Origin of the sequence: Nocardia sp. NPDC051052 (assembly GCF_044456045.1) — a bacterium.
GTDB lineage: Bacteria > Actinomycetota > Actinomycetes > Mycobacteriales > Mycobacteriaceae > Nocardia.
The window spans coordinates 635658-660825 of the sequence record NZ_JBITFL010000002.1; the positions used below are offsets into that span (position 1 = coordinate 635658).

Consider the following 25168-nt stretch of genomic DNA (forward strand, 5'->3'; position numbering starts at 1 on the left):
CCCCGAGGCAATGGCGGCGTCCCCTCGACGCCGCCATTGTCGTGTCACGAGATCGAGTGGCGCACTCGATTCCTATTTGTGCGGGGTGAGATCGAACTTCGTGGCGCCCTCGTTGCCGGCCGGAATCAAGGGGACGGTAACCGAGGACGGGTGCTCGGGGTCCTTGTAGATGGTTTGGGTGGCTTGTTCGGTGCGGGTGCTCTCGCCGAACGGTTCGCCGGTGTTCGGGTTCGGCGCGTATTGCGGATAGTCGCTGCTGGACACCGCGATTCGGATGCGATCGCCCTTCTTGAACTGGTAGCTGGTCGGCCAGATCTTGATGGTGAACTGGTAGGGCTGGCCGGGCACGATCGGCGTGGGGTTGGTGAGCGAGTCGCGGAACGCGGCGCGGATGATGCCGTTGTTGAGGTTGACCGAGGACCCGTCCGGCGCAAGGACTTCCAGGCGGGCGACGAAGTCGGTGTCGGGCGCGGTCGAGGAGGCCCACAGTTTCACCGTGGTCGGGCCGGTGAGTTCGGTGTCGGCGCTGAGCGGTTCGGTGTCGTAGGTGAGGACGTCCGATCGCTGTTCGACGGCGGCCTGATCGAACGGTCCCTGCGGACCCGTGCCGACGCCGCAGCAGGAATGACCGCCGACGCTCGGTGCCGGATCGGTCGGGTCATAAAGGTAGTGGTCCGCATCGGCCGGACCGGTGGGTGCCTGCTCGACCAGCTTGCCGGTGCGACCGGCGGCGCCACTCGCGCCGCTACCGTTCAAATAGTAAGTCTCCCACTGGGTTTGCGGCAGCGGCCAGCTGGGTGCCGACTTCCACCGGTTGGCGCCCATCACGAAGTAGTCGACCCGCGGCGTGCCCGCGACGCCGTTGTCCACGCCCTTGAGAAAGTGGTCGTACCAGGCCAGCATCAGCTCGTTGATCGGGCTGTTGCCGACCGGCCCCAGCTGATCGAGCCGGGGGGCGATGGTCGAGGTCGGCCGTCCCCAGCCGAGGTGGTCCCACGGGCCGATCACCAGCCGCTGGTTCTGCCGCGCCTCCGGCGTGCCGCCCTTGTCGACCATGCCGGTGAAATTCTCGATGCCGCCCGCAAGGAACGCGTCGTACCAGCCCTCCATGTCGAGCACCGGCACCTTCACGTTCTGGTAGCGCTCGCGAATGCTCCGGTTCTTCCAGGAGTCGTTGTAGGTCGAGTTGCGGATCCAGTCGAAGTACCACGGCGCGACGGCGGGGTTACTCGGCTGCAACGGCGGAAAGTCCTTGTACGGACGGAAATTCATCCACTGGGTGGCGTTCTGCGTGGCCGCCTGGATCTGGTTCACCGCGGCGGTGTCGTTGCGCTGCTGGGCCGCTTCCAGCCCGATCGTGCCCACCGCCCACGGTTCGACGAAGCCGAGCCGGAATTGGCCGCCCTCATAGGTCCAGCCGTCGTAGTAGTCGGAGGCGGTGTTGGCCGGGACAATAGCGACCAGATGCGGCGGGGTCTCTACCGCGGCGAGCCACTGGGTCGCGCCGATGTAGGACGAGCCGTACATGCCCACTTTGCCGTTCGTGCCGGGCAATTGGGCAGCCCACTCGACGCTGTCGTAGCCGTCACGCATGTCGTTGTCGAACTCGGTGAACACGCCGTCCGACTTGCCGAGCCCCCGAATATCTTGAATCACAACGAGATAGCACTGCGAGGCAAACCAGTCCGGGGTCTGATAGCGCGAAGGTTGGATCTGCGCGGCCGTTTTCCCGTACTGCGTGCGCATCAGAATAACCGGAACCGGATCGCTGGTCTTGGGCCGATACACATCGGCCCGCAACACCGTCCCATCCCGCATGGCCGCAGGCACGTCGGTCTGTTTATCGACCTCGCACTTCCCCCGCCCTGCGCTCGGCGGCCAGGCCCCCGCCTGCCCCGGCGCCGGGGCCTGCGTACTAGACGCGGTATTCGTATCGGAGCTCGAAGTACACCCGCCAACCAGCACTCCCACGCACAACACCGCGGTGAGCAGACGACCTATACCCATTCCGTGACCAGACAAGCTGAAACACCTCCCAGGAGAGGCGCAATCGGACACTCGACGCGTACAGTGCGACGCCTCTGTCGAACCAGATATTACCAAGATCCAGTAACAACGTCCCATGAATACGCACACCCGTTGCCCTCACCGTCCGTCACCTGCCACCACCGAATCCCGTTGGCAGGCACACACTCCCGTATTTTCGGCGTCTTGACGTAGGTTGTGTGCCGAAATTAGTCGGGGGGCTGGGCATTCAGGAAGTAGACCAATTCCCAGAGGTGGCCGTCAGGGTCGGCGAAGTAGCCGGAGTAGATGCCCCAGGGGCGCTCGAGCGGCGGGCGAACGATGACGCCCCCGGCTTGCTCGGCCTGGTCGAGGAGCCGATCGACGTCCTCGCGGGTGTCGACGAATATACCGAGACTCATCGGGGACCCGGCGACCTGGCCGACGGGGAGCCCGGCGTCCTTTGCGAGGTCGGCGCGCGAGTAGAGGGACAGGATGAGCCCGTTGTCCAGGGTGAACATGGCGGCCGAGCCGCCCGGGTTTTCGTCATCGGCGACATACTCGGTGCCGATGATGCCCGGCGAGGAGAGGCCCAGAGCCGCATGATAGAAGCGGAGCGAGCGTTCGAGATCGCTCACGCCCAGGGTTATCGCATTGATGTGGGCCTTCATGCGGGCACTCCTCCGCTCGACGCTGACTGTGTACCGGCCCAGTCAACCCGCACGCCGACTCGTGGTCTTGAACGAATCGGACACCGGCGCGTCGCCGTCTTCATCCACCGCGACGCACGACGGTGATGATCTCCGGACTTGCCGCCGTCAGCGCACTCCGATCCCAGTCCCCGAACTGCTCGACGACGACCAACCCCGCCGCGGACAAAAACCCGGCCAGCGCGTCCGAGTCGAGAAACCGCAACGTGCTGTGACTGACCTCGGGCCGCTCCCACCGCGCACTGGTAAACGTGTGCGTGAACGACACCAGGTCCCCCTCAACAGGTTCGGCAACCTCACACACGCACCGCACCACCTCCCCCGCCGCATCCGACACCACCTCGGAGTACCGCCGATTCCACGTCTCCCATTCCCGCACAAGCGGATTCCGCGTCTCGAACGCGAATCGACCATCGTCGGTCAACACCGACGCGACCGCCGCCAACATCGATCGCAACTCCGCATCACCGACAAGCACTTGAAACGCATGCCCGGTCATCACCACCAACTCGAACTGCCGCTCCCACCCTCGCACCGCCCCCGCATCCCCGAGCACCCACTCGATATCCCCCTGCCCCCGTGCGACTTCCAGCATCCCCGCCGCCGGATCCACCCCACACAACCGACCGAAGTGACCGTCCCGCCGAGCCCGCCGCAACAACTCACCCGTCCCACACCCGACATCGAGCACAGACCGCGCCCCCATGACCAACGGCAGATAAAATGTGAAGTCCCCCCGCCCTTCCCACGGATTGAACCGGTCATACACCGCGGCTAACCGCGCCTCACTGAACACCCTGTCGACCATTCCCGAAGGGTCTCAGAGCCGACCACCTCGCTGCCACCCGATTTCCGCTTCACCCACGCACAGTCGGATCCCAGCCGCGAATTCGTCCAGGGCGGTGAGGATATAGTCGCCCTGCCACCGGCCGATGTCACAGACCCCTCATACCTCTCACAAGGCTCCAGGTGCCTGTGAGGTATGCAGGGGGACTGTGGATTTAACGGTGGTTCCGGCCCAACACGCTGATTGATGTTCAGCGGGAAGGTGCAGGGTCTGTGAATCCCCCCAGCAACCACCAGGTTTCGCCACGGCTAGGGCAATCGACGTTCACAGCTTCAGCAGGCTGGGCCAGGTTTGGGACCAGGGGGTGCGGGGGTTGTCGCAGCGCCAGATGGTTACGTCGCGGGTGGAGCCGGGGAAGCCTAGGCGGGTGTCGGCGTGGCCGATGGGGGTTATCGAGTCGAATAGGGGGCGGACGTCGGATTCGTCGTTGCCTACCCAGAGGATGGTGGTGGCGGAGTCGGGCGGGGTGCCGAAGTAGCCGTAGCCGCGGTGGGGGCTGTAGATGGCTGGGAGGTCGGTGCCGTAGACGTCGAGTGCGCTTGCCTGCCAGTAGGAGTCGGTGATGATGGCGGCGTTGGCACGGTCGGCTTCGGGGAGTGAATGGTAGGCGGTTGCCGTGGCGGCGGCGAGTTCGGGCCAGCCGAATCTGCCGTAGACGCCGATCGACAGGCCCGCGTCGGCCTCGCTCGCCGCGGGTTCGATCGAGGACTCTGGTCGCCAGGGCATCGTAAATGCCGCGAGCACAACGGATATGACAATCATCGTGGCGGTGAGGATGGTGCGTAGCCGGCCCGTTTTTTCGGTCCAGCGCACCGCGCCGGCGGCGAACAACGCGGCGTAGCAGCCTGCGGCGTAGTACGCCCTGCCGTCGGTGGCGATGAAGGCGACGGCGAGCAGCAGCGGCAGCGGGGCGAGGAATCGGTACTGGCGCAACGGTTCCCAGCGGAACAGGGCCACGATTCCGTAGATCAGCAGCACACCGCCGAGCAGCCCCGCGGCGGCGAGGGCCAGCGGCAGCCAGGTGTAGCGGCCACCGACGGTGGCCTGTTCCTCGGCGACCACCGCGCCGAGGCGCAACTGCGGCCAGTCGTGCGAGGCCTGCCAAATCAGGCTCGGCAACGTCACGCACAGGACCAGCACCCCGCCCAACCACAGCGCCGGGCGTCGGAACAGGTCGCGCGGGCCGTACATCGCCACCCCGATGGCGACCGCGATCCAGAAGAACGGGATCAGCCATTTGACCTGCATATCGAGCGCCGTGACCAGGGACGCCGACAGCAGCAGCGAGTCGTGCCGGGTGCGCACCCAGCGGATGAGCAGCCAGCTGATCAGCACCCACAGCGCGGTGTCGACGGTGTTGGTGGCCAACTGAGTTCCCTGAACCAGTAGGAAAGGCGATGTGGCGTATGCGGTCGCGGTCAGCAGTTGCGCGTTGCGTGATCCACCGAATTCCCTGGCGATCTGCGCGCTGATCAGGACCGCGGCGACGGTGACCAGTAGCGCTGGAATACGCTGGGCCACTATGGATTCCGGTGCGATCAAGTCCATCAGCCGCGCGATCGCGGGCAACAGCGGACCCTGATCGGCGTAGCTGACCGCGAGCCTGCGGCCCGCGGCGATGAAATACAGTTCGTCGCCGAAGAATCCGTACCGGCCCGCCGAGGCCAGCAGCGCGATCGCCGAGACGATCGCGATGGCACCAACGCCAACGAGCGCGAACGGCGCCTGCTCCTCGGTCGTATCCGGTTGCCGCACTTGGGTTGTCGCGGTGTCAGTCATTTTCCCCCACCTTTCGCGTCGCTAAATCGAACAAACGGCACATGTGCGCCGTGTACCCGTCCATATCGAAGTCCGGCTCCCGTATCGCGCGCCCGGCCGCGCCGTCGATCGCGTCGCGGATGGACATCGCCATCACCAGTGGATCGAATTCGCCGAAGTCCCCGGCGCGCTGACCTTCCCGCATGATGTCGATCAACGGCACGATGATCTCGCGCTCCCCTTCGGCCGAGGCGAACTTCGGCTTGCCGTCGGTATCGCGGAGATTCAGCACCACGTCCATCAGCGCCGCCACATAGTTGGTGTTCGCGGCGATGAACGCCAGATTCGATTCGATATAGGCCAGCAACATGTTTCGCGGACCGATCGCCGCGGCGACCTTCGGCCCGATGTGCTCCGCGCCCGATATGTACAGCTGGATCACCAGCTGCGTCATCAGATCGTCTTTACCGGCGAAGTGGTAGGAGATGACCCCCTTGGAGATCCCGGCATGCTTGGCGATGCGCGCCAGCGACGCATTGCCGTACCCGACCTCGGAGATCACCTCCACCGCCGACGCGATGATCTGCCGCCGCCGCGCCTCCTCGATGAACGACCGTTGCTGGCCGTCTGTACTACTTTCTGACCACACGGCCAAATATTAGCACGATCGGCCAGTGAAGTGCCGGGCGTTGCCGCGCTCCCACCCCGGATCACCGTCCTTGATGAAACCGAGCCAGCTGCCGCGCATCTCGTCGACGAGCCCCTGCGGGCGCTCACCCTGCAGCATCGGCGCGTGCCGCCATGCCGCCGCGGTGCCGAGGAGGAACGGCAGCTCGAGGCAGTGACACGCCCGGAACGGACTGCCTTCCGGATACCAATCGAACTCGAACAGCCAGGCCGCCTCGCGCGACTCACTCAATCGCCGAGTCGGCCCCCCGAAAATCTGCTCCGAGACCGCCGCCACCGCATCCCAGTCATCGGAGAAGAACGCCGACGCCTCGTCCTTGGTAGTTCCCAGCAACATCGGTATACCGTCCGCACGCCCGCTCACCGCGGCAACCGGGTCGGCGGCAACCACCACCCCATCGCCCACCAACTGGAACGGCGGCACCACCTGCCCCCCGAACCCCTTCGCGACCGCCACCTGCGCGGCCAGCAACGCATCCACCGGCACCGCACCGAGCTCCCCCGCCGTAACTCCCAACTCCTGCAAGAACTTTGCCCCGGTCCGCGCCGCCGCATCCGGCGTATCGGGCAGCATCCCGAGCGGCGGGCTCTGCAAAATCACCTGCTGAAACAACCCCTCCGCCCGCTCCCCCGACAACATCGCCACCAGCGAAATCGCCCCCGCCGACTGCCCTGCCGCGGTCACCCGACCGGGATCACCACCGAACGCGGCAATGTTGTCCCGCACCCAGCCAAGCGCCGCAATCTGATCCAACAAACCGAGGTTGCCCGCACTCACCCCCGGCAACCGCAAAAACCCGAGCGGCCCAAGCCGATAGTTCACCGTCACCACCACGACATCCCCCAGTGCCGCCATCTCGGCCCCGTCATACCACCCGAGACTGCCTGCCCCACTGGAAAACCCACCCCCGTGCATAAACACCAACACCGGATGCCCATCCCCCACCGGCGCCCACACATTCAACGACAAACACTCCTCCCCCTGCGCCACCTCGAACCCGCCCATCGCTCGAGCCAACCGCGACGCCAATTGCGGTGCCGCCACCCCGAATTCCCTCGCCTCCCGAACCCCCCGCCAAGGCGCAACCGCCTCCGGCTCCCCAAACCGAACGGCCCGCGCATACGGAATCCCCCGAAAAACGCTCACCGCCCCCTCGACAACCCCCCGAACTCTCCCGCCCCCCACCTCGACAACTACCGACTGATTGATCTCACTGGTCATGAGTCGAGTCTGCCCCGCCCGGCCCACCCCCGCCCTGCCAATCGACACGAGTCAAAAGGTCGCTTACTGATCTTGTATGGCGACCATTCGACTCACGTCGATGACCGGAGCGCCGCAACACGAAAAGGCCGCGCTCCCGATGAGAGCGCGGCCTTCCGTACTGAAACCTACAGGTACTGACCCGTGCTGGACTCGGTGTCGATCGCCCTGCTCGAGCTGGCGTTCTTGCCGGTGAATTAGACGCAGCCGGATGTAGACGATCCGCTCGCCCAAACCCCACCACACGAAAAGGCCGCGCTCCCAATGGGAACGCGGCCTTTCATACTGAAACCTACAGGTACTGACCAGTGCTGGACTCGGTGTCGATCGCCCTGCTCGCGCTGGCGTTCTTGCCGGTGACCAGCGTGCGGATGTAGACGATCCGCTCACCCTTCTTGCCCGAGATGCGGGCCCAGTCATCGGGATTCGTGGTGTTGGGCAGGTCCTCGTTTTCGGAGAACTCGTCCTGGATCGAATCGTAGAGATGCTGGAGGCGCAGGCCGGGGTTGCCGGTGTCGAGGACGGACTTGATGGCGTACTTCTTGGAGCGGTCCACGATGTTCTGGATCATGGCGCCGGAGTTGAAGTCCTTGAAGTACAGGACTTCCTTGTCACCGTTGGCGTAGGTGACCTCCAGGAAGCGGTTGTCCTCGCTTTCGGCGTACATCCGGTCGACGACCCGTTCGATCATCGCCTGGACGCAGGCCAGCTTGTCGCCGCCGAACTCGGCTAGGTCGTCGGCGTGCAGGGGCAGCGTCTCCGTGAGGTACTTGGAGAAGATGTCCTGCGCCGATTCCGCGTCCGGCCGCTCGATCTTGATCTTCACGTCCAGGCGGCCAGGCCGCAGGATCGCGGGGTCGATCATGTCCTCGCGGTTGGAGGCACCGATCACGATGACGTTCTCGAGGCCCTCGACGCCGTCGATCTCCGACAGCAGCTGCGGCACGACCGTGGTCTCCACGTCGGAGGACACGCCCGAACCACGGGTGCGGAAGATGGAATCCATCTCGTCGAAGAACACGATCACCGGCGTACCTTCGGACGCCTTCTCGCGAGCCCGCTGGAAGATGATCCGAATGTGGCGCTCGGTCTCGCCGACGAACTTGTTGAGCAGCTCGGGGCCCTTGATGTTCAGGAAGAACGACTTGGCTTCCTTGGCATCCTCACCGCGCGCCTCGGCGATCTTCTTGGCCAGCGAGTTGGCCACCGCCTTGGCGATGAGCGTCTTACCGCAACCGGGCGGACCGTAGAGCAGCACGCCCTTGGGTGGGCGCAGCGCGTACTCGCGGAACAGGTCCTTGTGCAGGAAGGGCAGTTCCACCGCGTCGCGGATCTGCTCGATCTGCCTGCCGAGGCCACCGATGTCGGTGTAGTCGACGTCCGGAACCTCTTCCAGCACAAGGTCTTCGACCTCGGCCTTGGGAATGCGCTCGAACGCGAACCCGGCCTTGGTGTCCACCAGCAGCGAATCACCAGGGCGCAGTTTACGAATCGGGGAGTCCGGGTCGTCCATGTCGTCGTATTCGGCGACCTTGGCCAGCGGACCCGCCAGCCAGACCACGCGCTCCTCGTCGGCATGACCGACGACAAGGGCACGGCGGCCGTCATCGAGGATCTCCCGCAGGGTGCCGATCTCGCCGATCGCATCGAACACTCCGGCCTCGACGACCGTGAGTGCCTCGTTGAGCCGGACGGTTTGACCGTATTCGAGGGTCGAGGTCTCGATGTTCGGTGAACACGTCAATCTCATCTTGCGACCCGAGGTGAACACGTCGACGGTCTGATCGTCGTATACGCCGATCAGGATTCCGTATCCGCTCGGCGGCTGACCGAGCCGATCGACTTCCTCACGCAAGGCGACGAGCTGCTGGCGCGCCTCCTTGAGGGTGTCCATCAGCTTGGTGTTGCGAATCGTCAGCGAATCGATGCGGGCTTCCAATTCCCGTGCACGATCCGGCGAATCGGCGAGTTGCCTGCGGAGTGCAGCCGCTTCGGCGCGTACCGCCTCGAGCTCTCTCCAGGCCGCCGAATCCGAATTCTCGATGGGGCTCATGTGCTGCTCCTCCCAGTCCCGGTCTATCAACGCTACCGGGCGCGAACCGTTCTCGCTTTCCGACATGGTTTCGTCGTGATCACATCTGGGCTGCGATCGACCGCCGGATGACCATGTTAGCCTGCCCTAACCCGCACTCGGTGAGCCAGCTCGCCGACCGAGCCGAAAGGTTGCTGAATATGCTCCTTCCCGCCAGAATCTTCCGCGTTTCTCTTGCTACCGCTGCTGCCGCCCTTGTCGTTACCGCCGGGCTGGCCGGCTGTAGCTCTGATGACAACAAATCCGATGCCAAGGTCTCTTCCTCCAGCACAGTGGCCCCGACCAGCGCCGCACCGTCCGCCGCCGCGAGCGCGCCGAGCCCGGAAACACTGCAGGCGGTGCTGGTCAAGTTGTCCGATCCGGCGGTACCCACGGCCGACAAGACCAAGCTGATCGTCGACGGCGAAAAGCGCACGGCGAACATCGATCAGATGAACAAGGGGCTGGCCGGCTACGCGCTGACCTTCGCAGTGGCGGATGTCACAACGCAGGGCAACACCGCCACCGCGCAGGTCACCATCAATTCGCCGCACGGCGCGGCGCCCGCGATGCCGATCAGCTGGGAGAACGTCGGCGGCACCTGGAAGCTGTCGGACGCAAGCGGCTGCCTGCTCCTCGGCTTCGCGCAGGCGCCCTGCGTCCCCGCCTAACCGCCCGAAGGCCACCTTCGAGCCCGTCCGCACTACTGAAGGGCGCCTTCGGTCGGATCGGCTTGTCAGCCCTTCGAGGGCCTGCGCTGTGGCTTGGGGGTCACCGTGCCCTCGGCAAGCCTGCGCGCGCTCACCAGGAACGCCGTATGGCCCTGCATACGGTGTTCGGGGCGGACTGCGAGGCCGACCACGTGCCAGCCGCGCACGATCGATTCCCAGGAGCGCGGTTCGGTCCAGCACTCCTGTTCGCGCAGCGCCTCGACCACCTTCGACAACTGGGTGACCGTTGCCACGTAGATGATCAGCACGCCGCCGGGAACCAGCGCCTTGGCCACCGCGGGTAGCGCGTCCCACGGCGCGAGCATGTCCAGCACGGCGCGATCCACCGGCTCGCCCTCGTAATCGGCCACGTCGCCGACCGTCAGCGACCAGTTAGCGGGACGTTCGCCATAGAAGGTTTCGACGTTGCGGATCGCGTGATCGGCGTGATCCTGGCGAATTTCGTACGAGACGACCTCGCCCTGCGGCCCGACGGCACGCAACAGCGAACATGTCAGCGCGCCGGAGCCCGCGCCCGCCTCCAAGACCCGCGCGCCGGGGAACATGTCGCCCTCGTGCACGATCTGGGCGGCGTCCTTCGGATAGATCACGGCCGCGCCGCGCGGCATGGACAGCACGTAGTCGACCAGCAACGGGCGCAGGGCCAGATACGGGGTGCCGTTGGTGGAGTTCACCACGGTGCCCTCGTCCGCGCCGATCAGGCTGTCGTGCTTGATCCCGCCGCGATGGGTGTGGAACTCCTTGCCCTCCTCCAAAACCACCGTGTACAGGCGGCCTTTGGCATCGGTCAGCTGTACCCGGTCACCGAGGGTGAATGGCCCGGTCCGTCTGGCCGTCATGAATCTCCGTTCGCTGGAAGAGCAGTGCTGTTGACTGGCAGAGCAGTGCGGTGAATAGTCGCGCACCGGCGTGTCGGTGCCGCCGGATAGCCTGCCAGGTATGAGCTCGCCCGTGTCCACGCCCCCTACCGACGGCGCGCAGGCGTCCGATCCCGGCGCGGCGGCGAGTCGGTCGCGGCCCGCGCTGTCGCCTTCGCGGGCAATGGATTTCAAGCAGTGCCCGTTGAAGTACCGGTTCCGGGCGATCGATCGGATTCCCGAGACGCCGAATCGCAACGCCCTGCGCGGCACGGTGGTGCACGGAGTGCTGGAGGACCTGTACGGCCTGCCCGCGGCGCAACGGCAGCCGCAGCGGGCGGAGGGGCTGATCGTGCCCGTGTGGGCGCGGATCGCGGCCGGGTGGCCCGCGGTGACCGAGTTGATCACCGACGCCGAGCTGGACGGTTTCCTCGGCGAGGTGCGCGCGCTGGTGCGGGCGTACTACCGGCTGGAGGATCCGACACGCTTCGATCCGGAGTCACGCGAGGCGCGGGTGGAGGTCGAGCTCGCGGACGGAGTTCTGTTGCGCGGCTTCGTCGATCGGATCGATGTCGCGCCGACCGGGCAGTTGCGGGTGGTCGATTACAAGACCGGCCGCGCACCCGGCCCTACCCAGGAAACCAGGGCGCTGTTCCAGCTGAAGTTCTACGCGCTGGTGGTGCTGCGCACCCGCGGCATCCTGCCCGCCCAGCTGCGGCTGATCTACCTGGCCGACGAGCAGATCCTCACCTATGCCCCCGACGAGGAGGAGCTGCTCCGCTTCGAACGCACCCTGTCCGCGCTGTGGGAGGCCATTCTGGAGGCCGGGCGCACCGGCGACTTCCAGCCGAACACCAGCTGGCTCTGCTCCTATTGCGATTACAAGCCGCTGTGCCCCGAATTCGGTGGCACGCCACCGCCTTACCCCGGTTGGCCGGCCGGCGGCACCGCCGAGTCGCCGGACGAGACCCTCGCGGACGCGGTCGCGGACTGACCTATCGACCGGTCCCCAAGATGAAATCCAGTGACGTGCCATGAGATCCGATCATGGCCACCGCGACGATCAGCACCACAACCCCCACCACGTCACCGACCAGGATCAGTGCGTTCCGAATGCGGAGCCATCGGCTGACCTGCTCGGCCTCCGTCGTCATCGACGTCCTTCCCTGCGTCCCTACGGGGGCCCGTTGCGGCGCCCCGACGTTCTCCGTGTGTATTTCGCCCGACACATCGAACAGTGTCGCCGACACACCGTGAAGTTATCGTGAAGACTCGCGGAATTCGTCAGTACCGACAACTGCCGTGCCGCAACGAAAGCCGGTGAGATTATCCGCGTGTCCGGTCGTCGCTGATGTCACACTGTGTTTGCCGTGCCGATTCCACCCTTGCTGACGGGACCCACACGGCGACAGGTACCGCTCGTACGGATGGGGAGCGTGATCGGATGTCGCAACAATCGGAATCTGACGGATCTCGGGGTGAGGACGCCGTGCTCTTGGCGGCGGGACTAGCGGATTGGCCCTCAGCCGGATCGGGCCGGTGCTCGGGCGGATGCGAGCGCTACTAGGGCGGGCGGACCTGACGGCGCTGGTCGGCGAGGCGGACACAGATCTGAAGGCACGCGGCAGGCTCGCGCTGGATCGGTATGCCGTCGTTCCCCCAGCGCACCTGGAAATCCTCGCCCAGCAGGTAGTGGCACGACGTGCCGCCGCCGACGATGTCTGAACGATACGACCCCGCCGCGTTCAAGGCCCGCATCGACACCACCCTCGCGCGGTTCGTCGCGCAGGAGAACGACGAGTTGCTGACGGTCGACCCGAAATTGCGGCCGGTGGCCGAGCAGATCGTGGTGGCGACCGCGCACGGCAAACGGTTGCGGGCGGCGTTCTGCTACTGGGGCTGGCGGGCGGCGGGGCAACCGGACAGTGACGCGCTGATACGTGCTGCGGCGGCAATGGAATTGGTGCATGCCGCGGCGAGCGTGCAGGACGACATCATCGACGACAGCCCGCTGCGGCACGGTGTGCCCACCGCGCAGATCGCGCTGCGCACCTCGCTGGGTGGACGCCCGAGCGCAAAGAAATCCGCCAGGGCCCTCGCCATGCTGGTCGGGGATCTGCTTGTGGCTTCGGCCGGGCACTTGTTCCTCGTCAGCGGACTGCCTGCGGCGTATCTCTCGCGGGCGCGTCCGCTGTGGATGGCGATGGCCCGCGAGTTGATCGCGGGTGAATGCCTGGAGATTCTCTGCACCGGTGCGGCGCCGGACACCGAGGAATCGTTGAAGGTGGTCCGGTACAAGACGGCGAAATACACCGTCGAACAGCCATTACTGATCGGCGGCGCGCTGGCGGGGGCGCACCCCCGGTTGTCGAAGGCGTTCTCCGCCTATGGATTACCGCTCGGTGAGGCGTTTCAACTGCGCGACGACCTGCTCGGTCTGTTCGGTGATCCGGCCCGGACCGGCAAGGCGAGCATCGACGACCTGCGCGCTCGCCGTCCGACCGCCCTGCTCGCCGAGACGTGGCGCGGCGCCGACCGCCGACAACGAAAACAGTTGGGCGCCTTGCTGGATCGACCCGATCCGGGCCCGGACGAGCTGCGCGAGATGTGCGACTTGATGAATCGGGTCGGCGCGCCCGAACGGATCGAACGGATGATCGCCGAGCGGGTCGAGCGGGCCACTGGCGCGTTGGCCGGCCTTGCGGTGCCACCGCACGCCGCCAGCGCGCTGAGGGAGCTCGCGCACACCGCAACCACCCGCAACCACTGACCTTGCCGCAGTGCGACTTCCGAAGCAGGGACCGTCGAAATTAGGAGCGCCTGATGACCTACACCGCTACGTCGATGGACGCACTGCGGCAATACGGTGACGAACTCGCCGACGCGACTGTCGCGACCTTGTTCGAGCGCGGCGAGGTCGGCAAGTTCAACACCCTCATGCGTTACGTCTCCACCGCCGGTGCACCCCTGCCGGACGGACTGCCCGATGTCGCCCGCGAATACCTGCACGAAACGAGCACGCCACCCGCCTGGGTGGACTGGGGCGAGATGGAGAAGGCGCGGCTGTTCTTCATCGACAACAACGTGCACATCTCCACGGCCTTGTCGTTCGCCTCGATGCCCGCCTGCTACCTCGTTCCGCACGTCGCGAAGCTGTTGTCGGCCACGCACGCACTGGAGTACCCATCCAAACGGATGGCCGAGACCGGGCAGTTCACCGTCTATCTGATGCAGCCCGATGCCTTCGAAGCGGGCAGCCGCTTCGTGCCCGCCGTCCAGAAGGTCCGGCTGCTGCACGCCGCGATTCGTCATCACCTGTCCAGGGAAAACCTTTGGGACACCGAGGCTTTCGGCACGCCGATCTGTCAGGAGGACATGATCGGCGGCCAATTGCTGTTCTCCATCCTCGTTCTCGACAGTCTGCACCGGCTCAACATCCACATGACCGTCGACGGAGCCGAGGCGTACTTCTACGCGTGGCGGGTGGTCGGGGCGATGCTCGGCGTGGACCAAGCGCACGCACCCGAGGACCTGGCCGCCGCCCGGGAGTTCCTCGACACCTACCTGACCCGGTACATGGGTCCCAGCGAGGAGGGCGTCAACCTCACTCGCCAGCTCATCGACCTCTACGAGGAAGTCGTCCCCGGCACCACCTTCGACCCCATCGTCGCCGCCGTCATCCGCTACCTCGTCGGCGATACCGGCGCCGACTGGCTGCAAGTACCCCGCACCGCGTGGGATACCGCCGTGAAAGCCGCACCGGGCTTGCTCGGCATCCTGGAAACCATCGAGGACAAATCCCCGCTCGGGGCGTGGGCGCTGGACCGCCTCGGTCACGTCACCGCGCTGTTCGAACTCAGCTCGCTGACCCGCGGCCGAGTCATGCACTACGCCATTCCCGAGCAACTCAAAGCGGATTTCGGCGTCTCGTCCACGGTGGCGCGCACCCGCCGGTGGACGCCACCGCCGCCGCTCAGAGGGTGAAGTCGCGGAACAGCAGGACGGAAAGGCCAAGTCCGACAGCCAGATTGACCACGACGGCGGAGCCGAAGACGACGATCGGCCGCCACCCGGCTTCGCGCAGGCCGCGCAGCGAGAACTCCAGCCCGATGGAGACGAACGCGAAGATCAGGAACCAGGTGCGCAGGTCGTTGATGATGGCGATGTGCGCGGCACCGGACTTCTTGTCGGCCGATTGCAGGTACAGCGTGCCGATGACGGAGGCGGCGACGAAACCGAGCACGAACTTGGGGAACCGCTCCCAGAACTGCCGCGCCGAGGGCCGGACCGCACCGGCGGTGCGTTCCACCTTCAGGGTGAAGTACGCGGTCAACGCGATCGCGACGACGCCGATCAGCGCGTTCTGCGTGGTCTTCACGATGGTGGCGATCTGCAGCGCCTTCTCCCCCGCGATGGCGCCGGACGCCGCGACCGCCGCGGTGGTGTCGATGTTGCCGCCGATCCAGGCACCGGCGACCGCGTCGGACAGCCCGAAAGCGTCGGCGAGCCAAGGCAATACGAAGATCGACGGCAACGCGAAGATGATCACCAGCGAGGCCGCGTAGGCGATCTGCTCGCGCTTGGCCTGCACCGCACCGGCCGCCGCGATGGCCGCGCTGACGCCGCAGATGGACACCGCCGAGGACAGCAGCGCGCGCAGCTTGTCGTCGAGCCCGAGCCGTCCGCCGAGCCACCAGGTGAATCCGAACACCACGGTGATCAGCAGCAGGGCCTGCAGGATCGACGGGCCCGCCGCGGTCACCAGGATCTTCAGATTGATCGAGGCACCGAGCAGCACCACGCCGGTCTTGATGAAGAACTCGGTGCGGAACCCGGCCGAAAGCCGGTCGCGCAGTGCGAGTTTGGCCAGAATGACGTTACCGAGCAGGCCGATCACGATGGCGTACACCGGGAACTCGATCGACTTGGCCACCCGTTTGAACGGCGTGTCCGCCGCCCACCGTGGCACATGGGTGTCGAAGAAGCGGGTCAGCGCGCCGAGCACCAGGACGACCGCGATCCCGGCCACGATCGCGCCCACCGTCGGCCGCGAGACCGCCTGCAGTGCCGCTGTTTCCGACCTCACCGGGCCGGAAGCATCGGCACCGGTGCCGGTTTCGATCGACTCGATGGCAACGCTCGCGTCGGCAGCCGAATCAGCTTCGCGCGCTGCGGTATCCGACATCACGTCACCAGCCAATCCGGAATCGCGCCGACCAAAACCAGCGCGATCAGCGCCAGTCCGGCGACCGCCGCCAGCCAGTCCTCACTCCAGGCGAATGTGCTTCCCGACCGTTCGTCGGGCGATGTCTGTGACACGGGTGTGCTCCTTGCGTTCCTCATCGCGAGGCCGCACGGTAGCAACACCCGGTCAGCAGGCACACCGGTTGTGTTCAGCGTGAATTATTCACGCATATAAGACAAAACAGACGGCGATAATCCGCTCAGAAGGCGCGGCAGGAGCGGATATCGAAGGCGAGAATGGCCTTGGCGCCGAGCTCGGCGAGCTGGTCCATCACCTCGTTGCCCTGCTTGCGCGGCACCATCGCGCGGATCGCCACCCAGCCGTCGTCGGCCAGCGGCGACACCGTCGGCGACTCCAGGCCCGGCGTGATCTTGACCGCCGCCTCGAGCAGCTCCTTGGGGCAGTCGTAGTCCAGCATGATGTATTGCTGGCCGAACACCACGCCCTGCACGCGCGCGATGAGCTGATTGCGCGCACGCTCCTGCTGATCGGAACCGGTGCGTTCGATCAGCACGCCCTCCGAGTCGCACAGCGATTCACCGAACGCGACCAGATTGTGCTGACGCAGCGTGCGGCCCGAGCCGACCACATCCGCGATGGCGTCGGCGACGCCGAGCTGGATGGAGATCTCCACCGCGCCGTCCAGCCGGATCACCTCGGCCTCGATGCCGCGCCGCTGCAGATCGCTGAGCACCAGGTTCGGGTAGGAGGTGGCGATGCGCTTGTCGTAGAGGTCCTCGACCCGCCAGGCCTGCCCGGCCGGGGCGGCGTAGCGGAAGGAGGAGCGGCCGAAACCGAGGCCGAGCCGTTCGCTGACCGGCGCACCGGAATCGAGCGCGAGATCGCGGCCGGTGATGCCGAGGTCGAGCTCGCCGGAGCCGACATAGATGGCGATGTCCTTGGGCCGCAGGAAGAAGAATTCCACCTGGTTGGCCGGGTCGAGCACGGTCAGGTCGCGCGAATCGGTCCGCTTGCGGTAGCCGGCCTCGACCAGGATGGCGGTGGCAGCTTCGGACAGGGCGCCTTTATTGGGAACTGCTACGCGCAGCATCGAATAGGGTCCTTTCGGGAGTGGAAACTACGGAGTAAGACGCGGCCATCACAGATGTCGGTACACGTCTTCCAGCTTCAATCCACGACCCACCATCAGCACCTGCACCCAATACAGCAGCTGCGAGATCTCCTCGGCGAGCGACTCGTCGCTCTCGTGCTCGGCGGCCAGCCAGACCTCGCCTGCCTCCTCGAGCACCTTCTTACCCTGGCTATGCACGCCCGCGTCCAGCGCGGCAACGGTCCCGGACCCCTCGGGGCGGGTGACCGCACGATCCTGCAGCTCGGCGAACAGGGTTTCGAAGTTCTTCACGATGAGCCATTGTTTCAGACCGGTGTGCGGGACCGTTGCTCCGGCCCATCCGGGCTTTCGCGGAGCGCGGTGGTGGGCATGATGGTGCCATGCCCTTTCAGACAGCACTGACCGAGTTGTTCGCCCTGCGCCACCCGATCGCGCTGGCGCCGATGGGCGGGGTGGCGGGCGGCGAGCTCACCGCCGCGGTCTCGAATGCCGGTGGGTTGGGGCTGATCGGTGCCGGTGGCGGGGACCGTGCCTGGCTCGGCCCGCAGCTGGCGATCGCCACGACACAGGCTCAGGCGCCGTGGGGTGTCGGATTCTTGTCCTGGGCCGTTGAGCTCGACACGCTGCGCTGGGTGCTCGACGAGTATCGGCCGAGCGCGGTGGCGCTGTCTTTCGGTGACCCGAGCCCGTTCGTCGCGGCGGTGCGCGAGGCGGGCGCGAAGGTGCTGGTCCAGGTCACCGACCTGGACGAGGCGAAGCGGGCTCGCGATGTCGGCGCGGACGTCATCATCGCGCAGGGTGCCGAGGCGGGTGGCCATGGTGGCGGGCGGTCGACCTTGACGATCGTTCCCGCGGTCGTCGATCTGGTGTCTCCGACGCCGGTACTCGCCGCGGGCGGGATCGCGGACGGCCGCGGGCTCGCCGCCGCGCTGACGCTCGGCGCGGCGGGTGCGCTGATCGGTACCCGGTTCGAGGCGACGCACGAGGCACTGCTCGCGCCCGAGGAGGCGAAGGCGATCGTGGCCGCGACGGGCGACGAGACCGCGCGTAACCGGGTGTACGACATCGCGCGCCGGTCGCCGTGGCCGGCCAGGTACACCGCGCGCATGCTGCGCAACCATTTCCTCGACAGCTGGCAGGACCGCGAGGACGAACTGCGCACCGACACCGCGGCGCAACAGGGCTACCTGGACGCCGTCGACCAGGACGATCCCGCGGCGCTGGCCGTGTGGGCGGGCGAGGCCGTCGACCTGATCAGCTCCATCGACTACGCCGCCGACGTGCTGGCCAGGATCACCACCGAGGCGGACGCCGCCTTCGGACGCGCTGACACGCAGCGCGTCCGCGGCGACTGACTATTCCGCGCCGAGCAATGCCGCCAGGTCAGCCACCGCGGTGCGCAGGTGGTCGGCGAAGGCGTGCATCTGGTCCGCGACCGTGGTCGGCGTGGCCAGGTACAGGTTCCAGCGGTCCGGCAGCAGCACGTAGGCGACGCCGATGCAGCGGGGGCTGGTCGAGCCGAAACCGAAGTAGCGGATGTTGACCGACGGCGCCGAGCTGGTGCTCAGGTAGTCGTCGCGCATGATCACCCAGCCGGGGCTGTCGTAGAGCGAAATCGGCTCGGTGACACCGAGTTCCGCGCCGCGACGGCGTTGGATCCACTGCAGTTCCCACAGGTGCTGCTCGGGCGCGGCACCCGCCTGGCATTCCTTGGCCCGCGCGACGTGCGCGGCGGCCGCGGTGCGCGCGGCGGCGAGCTCGGCGGGCCGGTCGACCGCCGGGTCCTGCACCGCGTCCACGAACGCCACCATCTCCGGGGTGATCACCCGCATGGCCTCGGTGCGGCCGTTGCGGTATTGCCGGGTGGCGATGGATTCGTAAGTGGCGCCGGTGATTCCCTTGCTGCGCCGATGCGCCAGCTGATAACTCAACTGCGCGAAGGCATCCGGGGAGATGCCGAGCTGCTTGGCCCGGCTGGTCCCGAAATCCTCGAAAGACACCGTCTGCGTGGCATTCTCGGCGGCATAGCGGGCGAAATCGGCACCGGCGGCGGCAATGTCGTTGCGCTGCGCCGCATCCAGCACGAACTCGATCGGCTCCACCGCGGGCAGACCCTGCGCCTGCGCCCCGGATCGGGCGGCGTGCTCGGGCGCCGAAACCTCCAGCATCGCGTCCACGAACGACAGGATGGTGGTGCCGTCCAGCCCGCAGTGCTCGATGTTGATGCCCGCCTGGCCATCTGCGAAGACGATGAACGACACCGCCTTGTCGAACCACCGGTTCGCGCTGTCGCCGTGCAACAGCTGATCACACGCGTGCAGCTCGTCGCGCGGCGCGAAGTCCTCCAGGCAGACGCAGAACAGCGCGGTCTCGATGGTGTCCAGCGCGGCGGCATTGGTCGGCTCGGCGAGCAACTCCTGCCTGCTCGCCGCCCACTCGGCGCGCGCCTTGGTGGTGAGATGCCCTACCGCGGAATCGGTTCGGGTCGAACGCGCGCCCGCCTTCAGCACCTCGCGCAGCCCGCAGGCCAGGTCGTCGAGTGAGTACGGCACGCCGTCCCGGCCGAGTACGTCCATCCGGAACATGCTGCCGCGGAAGAACACCACCACATGCTTGGCATCGGACGGGCCCGGCCATTCCTCGCTGTAGGGTACCCGGACGCTGTCCTGCGTCTCGCCGGGAATGCGGGTCTCGGAGAACAGGTACTTGTTCTGCCACATCGACAGCGCTTGCCCGCGCTGCAGCACCGGCGGGATCGCCTCGGCGTCCAGGGAAAGCTTGTAATCCACGGCGGCGGAGATGATTCCGGCGGCCCGATCCACCTGGGCGGCGGCGGTCGAAGCGGCCAGGGTGGTGTCGTCGCGGAAGAGGAAGAAGAAGTTGGCGTTCAGCGCGATGCGATCGCGCCTGCCCAGGTACCGCGACGGCCAGAACAGGTCGAGCCAGCTGCCGACGCCGGGGGTGGCGTCGTACTCGGCGAGCGCCGCGTGCAATGTGCGGCCGGGGCCGTCCGCGCGCAGCAGGTCATCGACCGCCGCCTCCGTGGTGGCGAGCTCGTCGGCGGTCAGCAGCGGTGCGCACCACCGCAGGAATCTGGCGCAGCTGTCCTCCAGGGTCGGCAGGGGCACCCTGGGCAGGCTGTCGTCGGCGGCGAACGTGCGTTCGGTCAATGCTGGTCCTCGGTGTCGGCGTGGTGCTTCGGCAACGGTCGCGATAGGTAGAGACCGGCATAGAGCCAGCCTTCGGTTTCCCGGTCGGTGGTGTCGATTCCCTTGGCGGACAGGGCGTTCAGCACCTGGGACTGCTCGGCATCGGAGGCGAACCTGCGCTGCTCGAACAGCCCGGGCGCCTGCTCGGTTCGGTAGCCGAGCGCGGCGAGTTCGGCGGCGATCGGCGCGAAGTCGAACATGCGCAGCACGAAGTGTGCCATCCATGGTCGCCGACGCGGATGCGCGGTGGCGACTCGGACCAGAGTTTTCTCGGTGACGTAGCCGATGCAGCCGGTGGAGATGATGATGTCGGCGGTGGCGAGCAGCTCGCGCTGTTCGTCGGTCGGTTCGCCGGACTCGAGATCGGCGTGCACGGTGTCGTGCAGCAGACCGGTCTCCTGTGCGTAGGCGAGTGCGGGCGCGGAGGCGTCCATACCGAGGAAGCGGACGTCGGTGAGTCCGCTTCTGCTGCCGAGCACCTCGCGGTCGCGGGCCACGAGGGCCGCGTGATCCCCTCCGGCGGTGCGATAGTGCTCGGCGAGTTCGGCCATGGTGGTGTCGAAGCGCAGCAGTGCCGCGTTGACGCCGTAGGAGCAGCCGATGTCGAGCACGGTGGGGGTGCTGACCCGAGCCGAGGCGCGGTACTCCCGAATCTGCTGCTGGAAAACGGGTTTCGCCAGTTCGGGAATGCGATAGTCGAGATCGGCCATGCGGGCGTAGTAGTCGCGTGGATCGGGGCGGTCGTAGATGTCGTCGAAGGAGGCTTTCCCGGTCGTGTGTAACGGCACTGCCACAGTCGTTCCTCTCGGGTCGAGCGGTAACTCCCGATCGGCTCGATCGGGCCGTTCGGCTCAGTCGAGCAAACGGTCGCCGCGGACAACGTCGGCCGCGGCGGCCAGATGGTCGGGTAGTACACGGCCGAAGAGTTGACGGGTGCGCTCCACCGTGCCGATGACGCCCGGCCGGTCGGTGTAGGCGAAGATCGCCGAATGTCGTTGCGCGGCACCGGCGACGGGCGACACGCGATGCAGCGAGAAGCGCCCCTGGAACAGCTGCAGGTCGCCGGGGCGCAGGTCGAGCCGCTGGATCAACGGCTCGCCCGCGCCGGTGAGCACGGCGCGCACGTCGTCGAGGTGCTCGGCCTGCGGCGTGCGAATGTTGGGGCAGTACTCGAAGATTCCGCCCGACTCCGCGGGCTGGGTCAGCATGCTGACGGTGAATTCGTTGGTATCGAAGTGCCACGGGTGCGACATGCCCGGTGCAACCACGTTGAGGCACAGACCGGCCAGCGGGTCGGCGAATTCGTGCAGTTCGGCGAGGCCGAAACAGTCCGCGACGAAACGCTGGAACCGGGTGTCGGTGTAGAGCTGATGGATCAGCGCGTCGCCGGGGATCCGGTCGCGCGGCACGAACGCGTTGCCGCGATCGAGCACGATGCGCCCCGGATGGTCTTCCGGCAGTTCGGTATCCAGCGGGATGTTGTAGGCGTTGACCCGCTCCACCTCGTAGTACGCGTGCGGCGCCATCGCCTCGCCCTGTGCCCGGAGCGTTTCGGTCAATTCCGGCCGAATGAAACCGCGCAGTACCGTGCAGCCGCTGGCTGCCAATTCCGCCCTGGCGTGTGCCACGGCGGCGCGCCGACCGGCGTCCGCGGAATTCGCGAGGGGATACCGTGCGGTATCAACGATCTCGTCGAGGACACCCAACGCTGCCATGGCGACATTCTGGTAGAGCCGACCGCCGACACGCCCGGGATTGGGCGAGATTGCCGGTGATCGCGGTCACACCTATCAGCAGCACGCACTCCCGTTGCGGCACAGTAACTCTCGACGTAGCGCGGTCGGGAGTGTCGAACGGCGGCCGCTCAGCCGCGCTGCTTCAGCGCTTGTTCGAGGTCATCGACGGTGAGGCCGACCAGGGTGTCGCGGAAGCTGCGGCCCGTCCCGTCCGGCACCGGAATCTCGCACGGGATCACGATCACCGCGCAGCCCGCCGCCTCTGCCGCGCGGGTGCCCGTCGGCGAATCCTCCACGGCGACACAGTCGCGCGGTTCGACCCCGAGCAGCTCGGCGGCCCGCAGGTACACGTCCGGCGCTGGCTTGCCGCGGGCCACCTCGTCGCCGCAGACCGACGCATCGAAGTAGTCGCGGCCGAGCGTGTTCAAGCCGAACTCGGTGAGCGACCGCTTGGTATTGGTGACCAGCGCCGACGGCAGGCCCGCCGCCCGCACCATCGCGAGCGCCTCCTCGGCACCGGGCCGCCACGGGATCGGACCGGCCATCAACTCGGTCACCCGCCGCTCCAGGAACTCCCCCGCCGCCCGCAGCGCCGCCGTGGTCGGCTCGATGCCGAGTCCGGTGAAGACCATCCGCAACGCATCCGGCCCGGACGCGCCGATCAGCGCGTGCCGCAGCTCGTCGGTCATCTCGTGGCCGTGCTCGCGCGCCAGCTCCCGGACGGCGACGTCCCACAGCTTCTCCGAGTCGAGCAGCGTGCCGTCCATGTCCCACAACACGGCGGCTAGTCGAGCGGTCCCGTCTACGCTTCGCTCACTCATGTGCCGGAACCGGAGATCAACATCCGTCCATTCTCCGATACCACCTGGATCCATCGGCTCTCGGATCTGGTCTCACCGTTCTTCATGCGATAGGTCAGCGAAACGACCGCTCGGTTCTCTCCCTGCGTCGTGACGTTGCCGACGCTGACCGAACTCACCGTGCCCCACCAGCTGGCGTAGCCGTTGTAGCCGCTGCCACTGGCCTGCGACTGGTAAGAAGGCGTCAGCTGGGACCAGGCGCCTGCGGTGTTGCCCGGCAGCATGCCGTAGTAGCCCTGCACGAACTGGGCGACGTTCGCCGCGGTGGGCACGCCGAACGGGGTCACGGTGATGGTGGTGGCCGGCGCCTTCGTCGACGGCGGCGGCGTTGTTGCCGACGTGGGCGGTCCCGAGGTCGGCGTGGGGGCCGAGCTCGGCGGCGCCGACGACGCGGCGGGCGGCACCTGTGCCGCGGGCTCCTGCTGGCCGGGACCCGCCGCATCAGGTGCCGACGGTGGGACCGCGGCGACCGACGATGGGACCGGGTTGGTCGCGGGCGGTGCCGCGGTCTCCCCCTTGTTGCGATCGGTGGTGAGGAACGCGACCAGACCGATCACGGCCAGCACCGCGACGAACGCGGCCGCCGCCATCGCGAGCGAACGATTGCGCGACGGTCCTGGCCCCGCGCCGCCCGGCAGGGTCGAGGAGGCACCGCCGCGCGGCGGGAGCGGCGACTGCGCGGAAACGGATTCGGCGACAGGGGGATTCGTCAGCGCGGCGGTCGACACCAGCGCCGTGGCGTCGTTCGCGTTCGCGGTACTGCCCGCGGCGTCGGTGCCGGGCGGTGGACTCGGTTGCGGCAGCACGGTTGTCGCGTTGTCGGCACCGGGGGCGGGCAGCGCCTTGGTGAGCATGGGTGTGCCCAAAACCGGAACCCGGCCCTCCGCAACGGCTTCCAGCGCCTTCTGCGCCTCCCGCATGGTCGGGCGCGCGTCGATGGTCGGGGCGAGTAGTCGCAGCAGAACGGGTCCGAGCGCACCGGCGTGCTCGGGCACCGGCACCTGTCCGCGCGCGACGGCGTGCAGCACGGCCAGCGGATTGTCGCCCTCGCCGAACGGCGGCAAACCCTCGACGGCGGCGTAAAGCGTTGAGCCGAGCGCGAATACGTCGGAGGCGGGTTCCGGGTTCTCACCGCGCGCCACCTCGGGCGCCAGGTAGGCCGGGGTCCCCGCGAGGAATCCGGTGGCGGTGACGGTGACGTCGCCGACGGCGCGGGAGATGCCGAAGTCGGTGATCTTGACGGTGCCGTCGTCGCCGACGAGCAGGTTCGCGGGTTTCACGTCACGGTGCATGATGCCCGCGTCGTGCGCGGCGGCCAGCGCGCCGGCGGCTTGCGCGCCGATCCGGGCGACCTCCACCGGCGACAGGGTGCGCTTGCCGGAGAGCTTGGCGGCCAGGCTCGGGGCGTCCATGTATTCCATGACCAGCCACGGCTGGCCGTCTTCCTCGGCGACGTCGAAGACGGTGATCGCGTGCGGATGATGCAGCCGGGCGGCGATGCGCCCCTCGCGCATGGCGCGCAGCTTCGCCTCCAGCGCGGCCGTGCGCGTCAATCCGGGTCCGAGGATGAGCTGCTTCACCGCGACCGTGCGCCGCAGGCGGACGTCGGTGCCGCGCCAGACGACGCCCATCGCGCCTGTGCCGATCGGATCCGTGAGTCGATACCGTCCCGCGATCAATCGGTCCGCCGTCATGCTGTTGTGCCTTCCTGCTTACGCGCCGAGCTGGTACTGCAGTGGCGCGTTACGCCGGGAAATCCCCGAAAACGCTACGCGCCGTAGTTCTTTACACCCGTAAGCAGCGATGGCGACGCACCCGCCGACTGCCCCGGATGCAGTTGCAACGCTTCCGACAATGGCATACCCACCCGACACACATCCACCTCACCAAACGCCCCTGGGCGATACCCCAGGTCAGCGCCCCGCCACGCCGAGACACGAAATCCGCTCGGCGCGTCGGGATTTGCCCAAATCATGGCATACGAGCAGGTAGCCAAGGCCCTGGCGGTACGCGAACAGTGTTCCGTCACACCGTGACCACGATCACTATTCACCCACCGGTCCGATAACTGATTCGGCGGCGAGCGCCAGCGCGTCCGACCGCACACCCGCCGTAGCGAG

Annotated in this window: 24 protein-coding genes; 6 read left to right on the forward strand and 18 right to left on the reverse strand. The window is 67.0% G+C overall.

Going from position 1 to position 25168, the window contains the following annotated elements; translation table 11 throughout:
* Positions 1–72 precede the first annotated feature (72 nt).
* From ACIBCN_RS08005 to arc, 7 genes are all read right to left on the reverse strand, one after another.
* Positions 73–2007, reverse strand: coding sequence for a CocE/NonD family hydrolase (locus ACIBCN_RS08005; RefSeq protein WP_396990759.1), 1935 nt, complete (start codon positions 2005–2007; stop codon positions 73–75).
* A gap of 227 nt (positions 2008–2234) precedes the next feature.
* The gene (locus tag ACIBCN_RS08010; protein WP_396990760.1) at positions 2235–2675 is read right to left on the reverse strand and encodes a VOC family protein; all 441 of its coding nucleotides are present in this window, start codon (positions 2673–2675) and stop codon (positions 2235–2237) included.
* A gap of 100 nt (positions 2676–2775) precedes the next feature.
* Entirely contained in the window at positions 2776–3522 is a 747-nt protein-coding gene (locus ACIBCN_RS08015) for a methyltransferase domain-containing protein (protein ID WP_396990761.1), read from the reverse strand.
* A 303-nt stretch (positions 3523–3825) separates the two neighbouring features.
* Positions 3826–5340: an ArnT family glycosyltransferase gene (locus ACIBCN_RS08020; RefSeq protein ID WP_396990762.1), complete on the reverse strand. Its 1515-nt coding sequence runs from the start codon at positions 5338–5340 to the stop codon at positions 3826–3828.
* Complete coding sequence (locus ACIBCN_RS08025; RefSeq protein ID WP_396990763.1) at positions 5333–5968, reverse strand: TetR/AcrR family transcriptional regulator; 636 nt, start codon at positions 5966–5968, stop codon at positions 5333–5335. Before ACIBCN_RS08025 ends, ACIBCN_RS08020 begins: the two co-directional genes overlap by 8 nt.
* Before the next feature lie 9 nt (positions 5969–5977).
* Positions 5978–7228, reverse strand: a complete 1251-nt coding sequence (locus ACIBCN_RS08030) for a carboxylesterase family protein (protein ID WP_396990764.1) — start codon at positions 7226–7228, stop codon at positions 5978–5980.
* Positions 7229–7559: 331 nt separating this feature from the next.
* Positions 7560–9320 (reverse strand): proteasome ATPase, encoded by a 1761-nt coding sequence (gene arc, locus ACIBCN_RS08035; protein ID WP_379290361.1) that lies wholly within the window; start codon positions 9318–9320, stop codon positions 7560–7562.
* Positions 9321–9460: 140 nt separating this feature from the next.
* Between arc and ACIBCN_RS08040 the strand changes: the two genes are divergently transcribed.
* Positions 9461–10009, forward strand: a complete 549-nt coding sequence (locus ACIBCN_RS08040; protein WP_396990765.1) for a hypothetical protein — start codon at positions 9461–9463, stop codon at positions 10007–10009.
* Positions 10010–10074: 65 nt separating this feature from the next.
* Here ACIBCN_RS08040 and ACIBCN_RS08045 read toward each other — a convergent pair whose 3' ends face one another.
* Complete coding sequence (locus ACIBCN_RS08045; RefSeq protein ID WP_357389253.1) at positions 10075–10908, reverse strand: tRNA (adenine-N1)-methyltransferase; 834 nt, start codon at positions 10906–10908, stop codon at positions 10075–10077.
* A 100-nt stretch (positions 10909–11008) separates the two neighbouring features.
* On the opposite strand from ACIBCN_RS08045, the gene ACIBCN_RS08050 reads away from it, so the two are divergent.
* Entirely contained in the window at positions 11009–11920 is a 912-nt protein-coding gene (locus tag ACIBCN_RS08050; protein ID WP_396990766.1) for a RecB family exonuclease, read from the forward strand.
* 1 nt (position 11921) lies between these two features.
* Here ACIBCN_RS08050 and ACIBCN_RS08055 read toward each other — a convergent pair whose 3' ends face one another.
* A complete protein-coding gene (locus ACIBCN_RS08055) occupies positions 11922–12080 on the reverse strand; it encodes a hypothetical protein (protein ID WP_396990767.1) in 159 nt (52 codons plus the stop codon).
* Between the two features lie 361 nt (positions 12081–12441).
* On the opposite strand from ACIBCN_RS08055, the gene ACIBCN_RS08060 reads away from it, so the two are divergent.
* The 3 genes from ACIBCN_RS08060 to ACIBCN_RS08070 are packed head-to-tail and all read left to right on the forward strand — an operon-like array spanning position 12442 to position 14910.
* Positions 12442–12651, forward strand: a complete 210-nt coding sequence (locus ACIBCN_RS08060) for a hypothetical protein (protein ID WP_396990768.1) — start codon at positions 12442–12444, stop codon at positions 12649–12651.
* Complete coding sequence (locus ACIBCN_RS08065) at positions 12644–13696, forward strand: polyprenyl synthetase family protein (RefSeq protein ID WP_396990769.1); 1053 nt, start codon at positions 12644–12646, stop codon at positions 13694–13696. Before ACIBCN_RS08060 ends, ACIBCN_RS08065 begins: the two co-directional genes overlap by 8 nt.
* A 53-nt stretch (positions 13697–13749) precedes the next feature.
* Positions 13750–14910 (forward strand): oxygenase MpaB family protein, encoded by a 1161-nt coding sequence (locus ACIBCN_RS08070; RefSeq protein ID WP_396990770.1) that lies wholly within the window; start codon positions 13750–13752, stop codon positions 14908–14910.
* Here ACIBCN_RS08070 and ACIBCN_RS08075 read toward each other — a convergent pair.
* From ACIBCN_RS08075 to ACIBCN_RS08090, 4 genes are all read right to left on the reverse strand, one after another.
* Entirely contained in the window at positions 14900–16111 is a 1212-nt protein-coding gene (locus ACIBCN_RS08075) for a YeiH family protein (RefSeq protein ID WP_396990771.1), read from the reverse strand. The genes ACIBCN_RS08070 and ACIBCN_RS08075 overlap by 11 nt on opposite strands.
* Positions 16111–16245 (reverse strand): hypothetical protein, encoded by a 135-nt coding sequence (locus tag ACIBCN_RS08080; protein ID WP_396990772.1) that lies wholly within the window; start codon positions 16243–16245, stop codon positions 16111–16113. Before ACIBCN_RS08080 ends, ACIBCN_RS08075 begins: the two co-directional genes overlap by 1 nt.
* 125 nt (positions 16246–16370) lie before the next feature.
* Positions 16371–17222, reverse strand: coding sequence for an ATP phosphoribosyltransferase (hisG, locus tag ACIBCN_RS08085; RefSeq protein ID WP_396990773.1), 852 nt, complete (start codon positions 17220–17222; stop codon positions 16371–16373).
* A gap of 48 nt (positions 17223–17270) precedes the next feature.
* Complete coding sequence (locus ACIBCN_RS08090) at positions 17271–17552, reverse strand: phosphoribosyl-ATP diphosphatase (protein ID WP_174412539.1); 282 nt, start codon at positions 17550–17552, stop codon at positions 17271–17273.
* Positions 17553–17623: 71 nt separating this feature from the next.
* Here ACIBCN_RS08090 and ACIBCN_RS08095 point away from each other — a divergent pair, with 71 nt between their 5' ends.
* Positions 17624–18598 carry an NAD(P)H-dependent flavin oxidoreductase gene (locus tag ACIBCN_RS08095; protein ID WP_396990774.1) on the forward strand — a complete coding sequence of 325 codons (975 nt, stop codon included), beginning with the start codon at positions 17624–17626 and terminating at the stop codon, positions 18596–18598.
* Here ACIBCN_RS08095 and ACIBCN_RS08100 read toward each other — a convergent pair whose 3' ends face one another.
* The 5 genes from ACIBCN_RS08100 to ACIBCN_RS08120 all read right to left on the reverse strand — a co-directional run bounded on the left by ACIBCN_RS08100 (position 18599) and on the right by ACIBCN_RS08120 (position 24742).
* Positions 18599–20413, reverse strand: a complete 1815-nt coding sequence (locus ACIBCN_RS08100; protein ID WP_396990775.1) for a choline/carnitine O-acyltransferase — start codon at positions 20411–20413, stop codon at positions 18599–18601. It lies immediately after the preceding gene.
* The gene (locus ACIBCN_RS08105) at positions 20410–21246 is read right to left on the reverse strand and encodes a class I SAM-dependent methyltransferase (RefSeq protein ID WP_396990776.1); all 837 of its coding nucleotides are present in this window, start codon (positions 21244–21246) and stop codon (positions 20410–20412) included. The genes ACIBCN_RS08100 and ACIBCN_RS08105 overlap by 4 nt, the downstream gene beginning before the upstream one ends.
* Positions 21247–21303: 57 nt before the next feature.
* On the reverse strand, positions 21304–22167 hold the full coding sequence (locus ACIBCN_RS08110) for an arpA protein (protein ID WP_396990777.1): 864 nt from the start codon (positions 22165–22167) through the stop codon (positions 21304–21306).
* Positions 22168–22316: 149 nt separating this feature from the next.
* Positions 22317–23009 carry an HAD family hydrolase gene (locus ACIBCN_RS08115; protein ID WP_396990778.1) on the reverse strand — a complete coding sequence of 231 codons (693 nt, stop codon included), beginning with the start codon at positions 23007–23009 and terminating at the stop codon, positions 22317–22319.
* Complete coding sequence (locus ACIBCN_RS08120) at positions 23006–24742, reverse strand: protein kinase (RefSeq protein ID WP_396990779.1); 1737 nt, start codon at positions 24740–24742, stop codon at positions 23006–23008. Before ACIBCN_RS08120 ends, ACIBCN_RS08115 begins: the two co-directional genes overlap by 4 nt.
* Positions 24743–25168 lie beyond the last annotated feature (426 nt).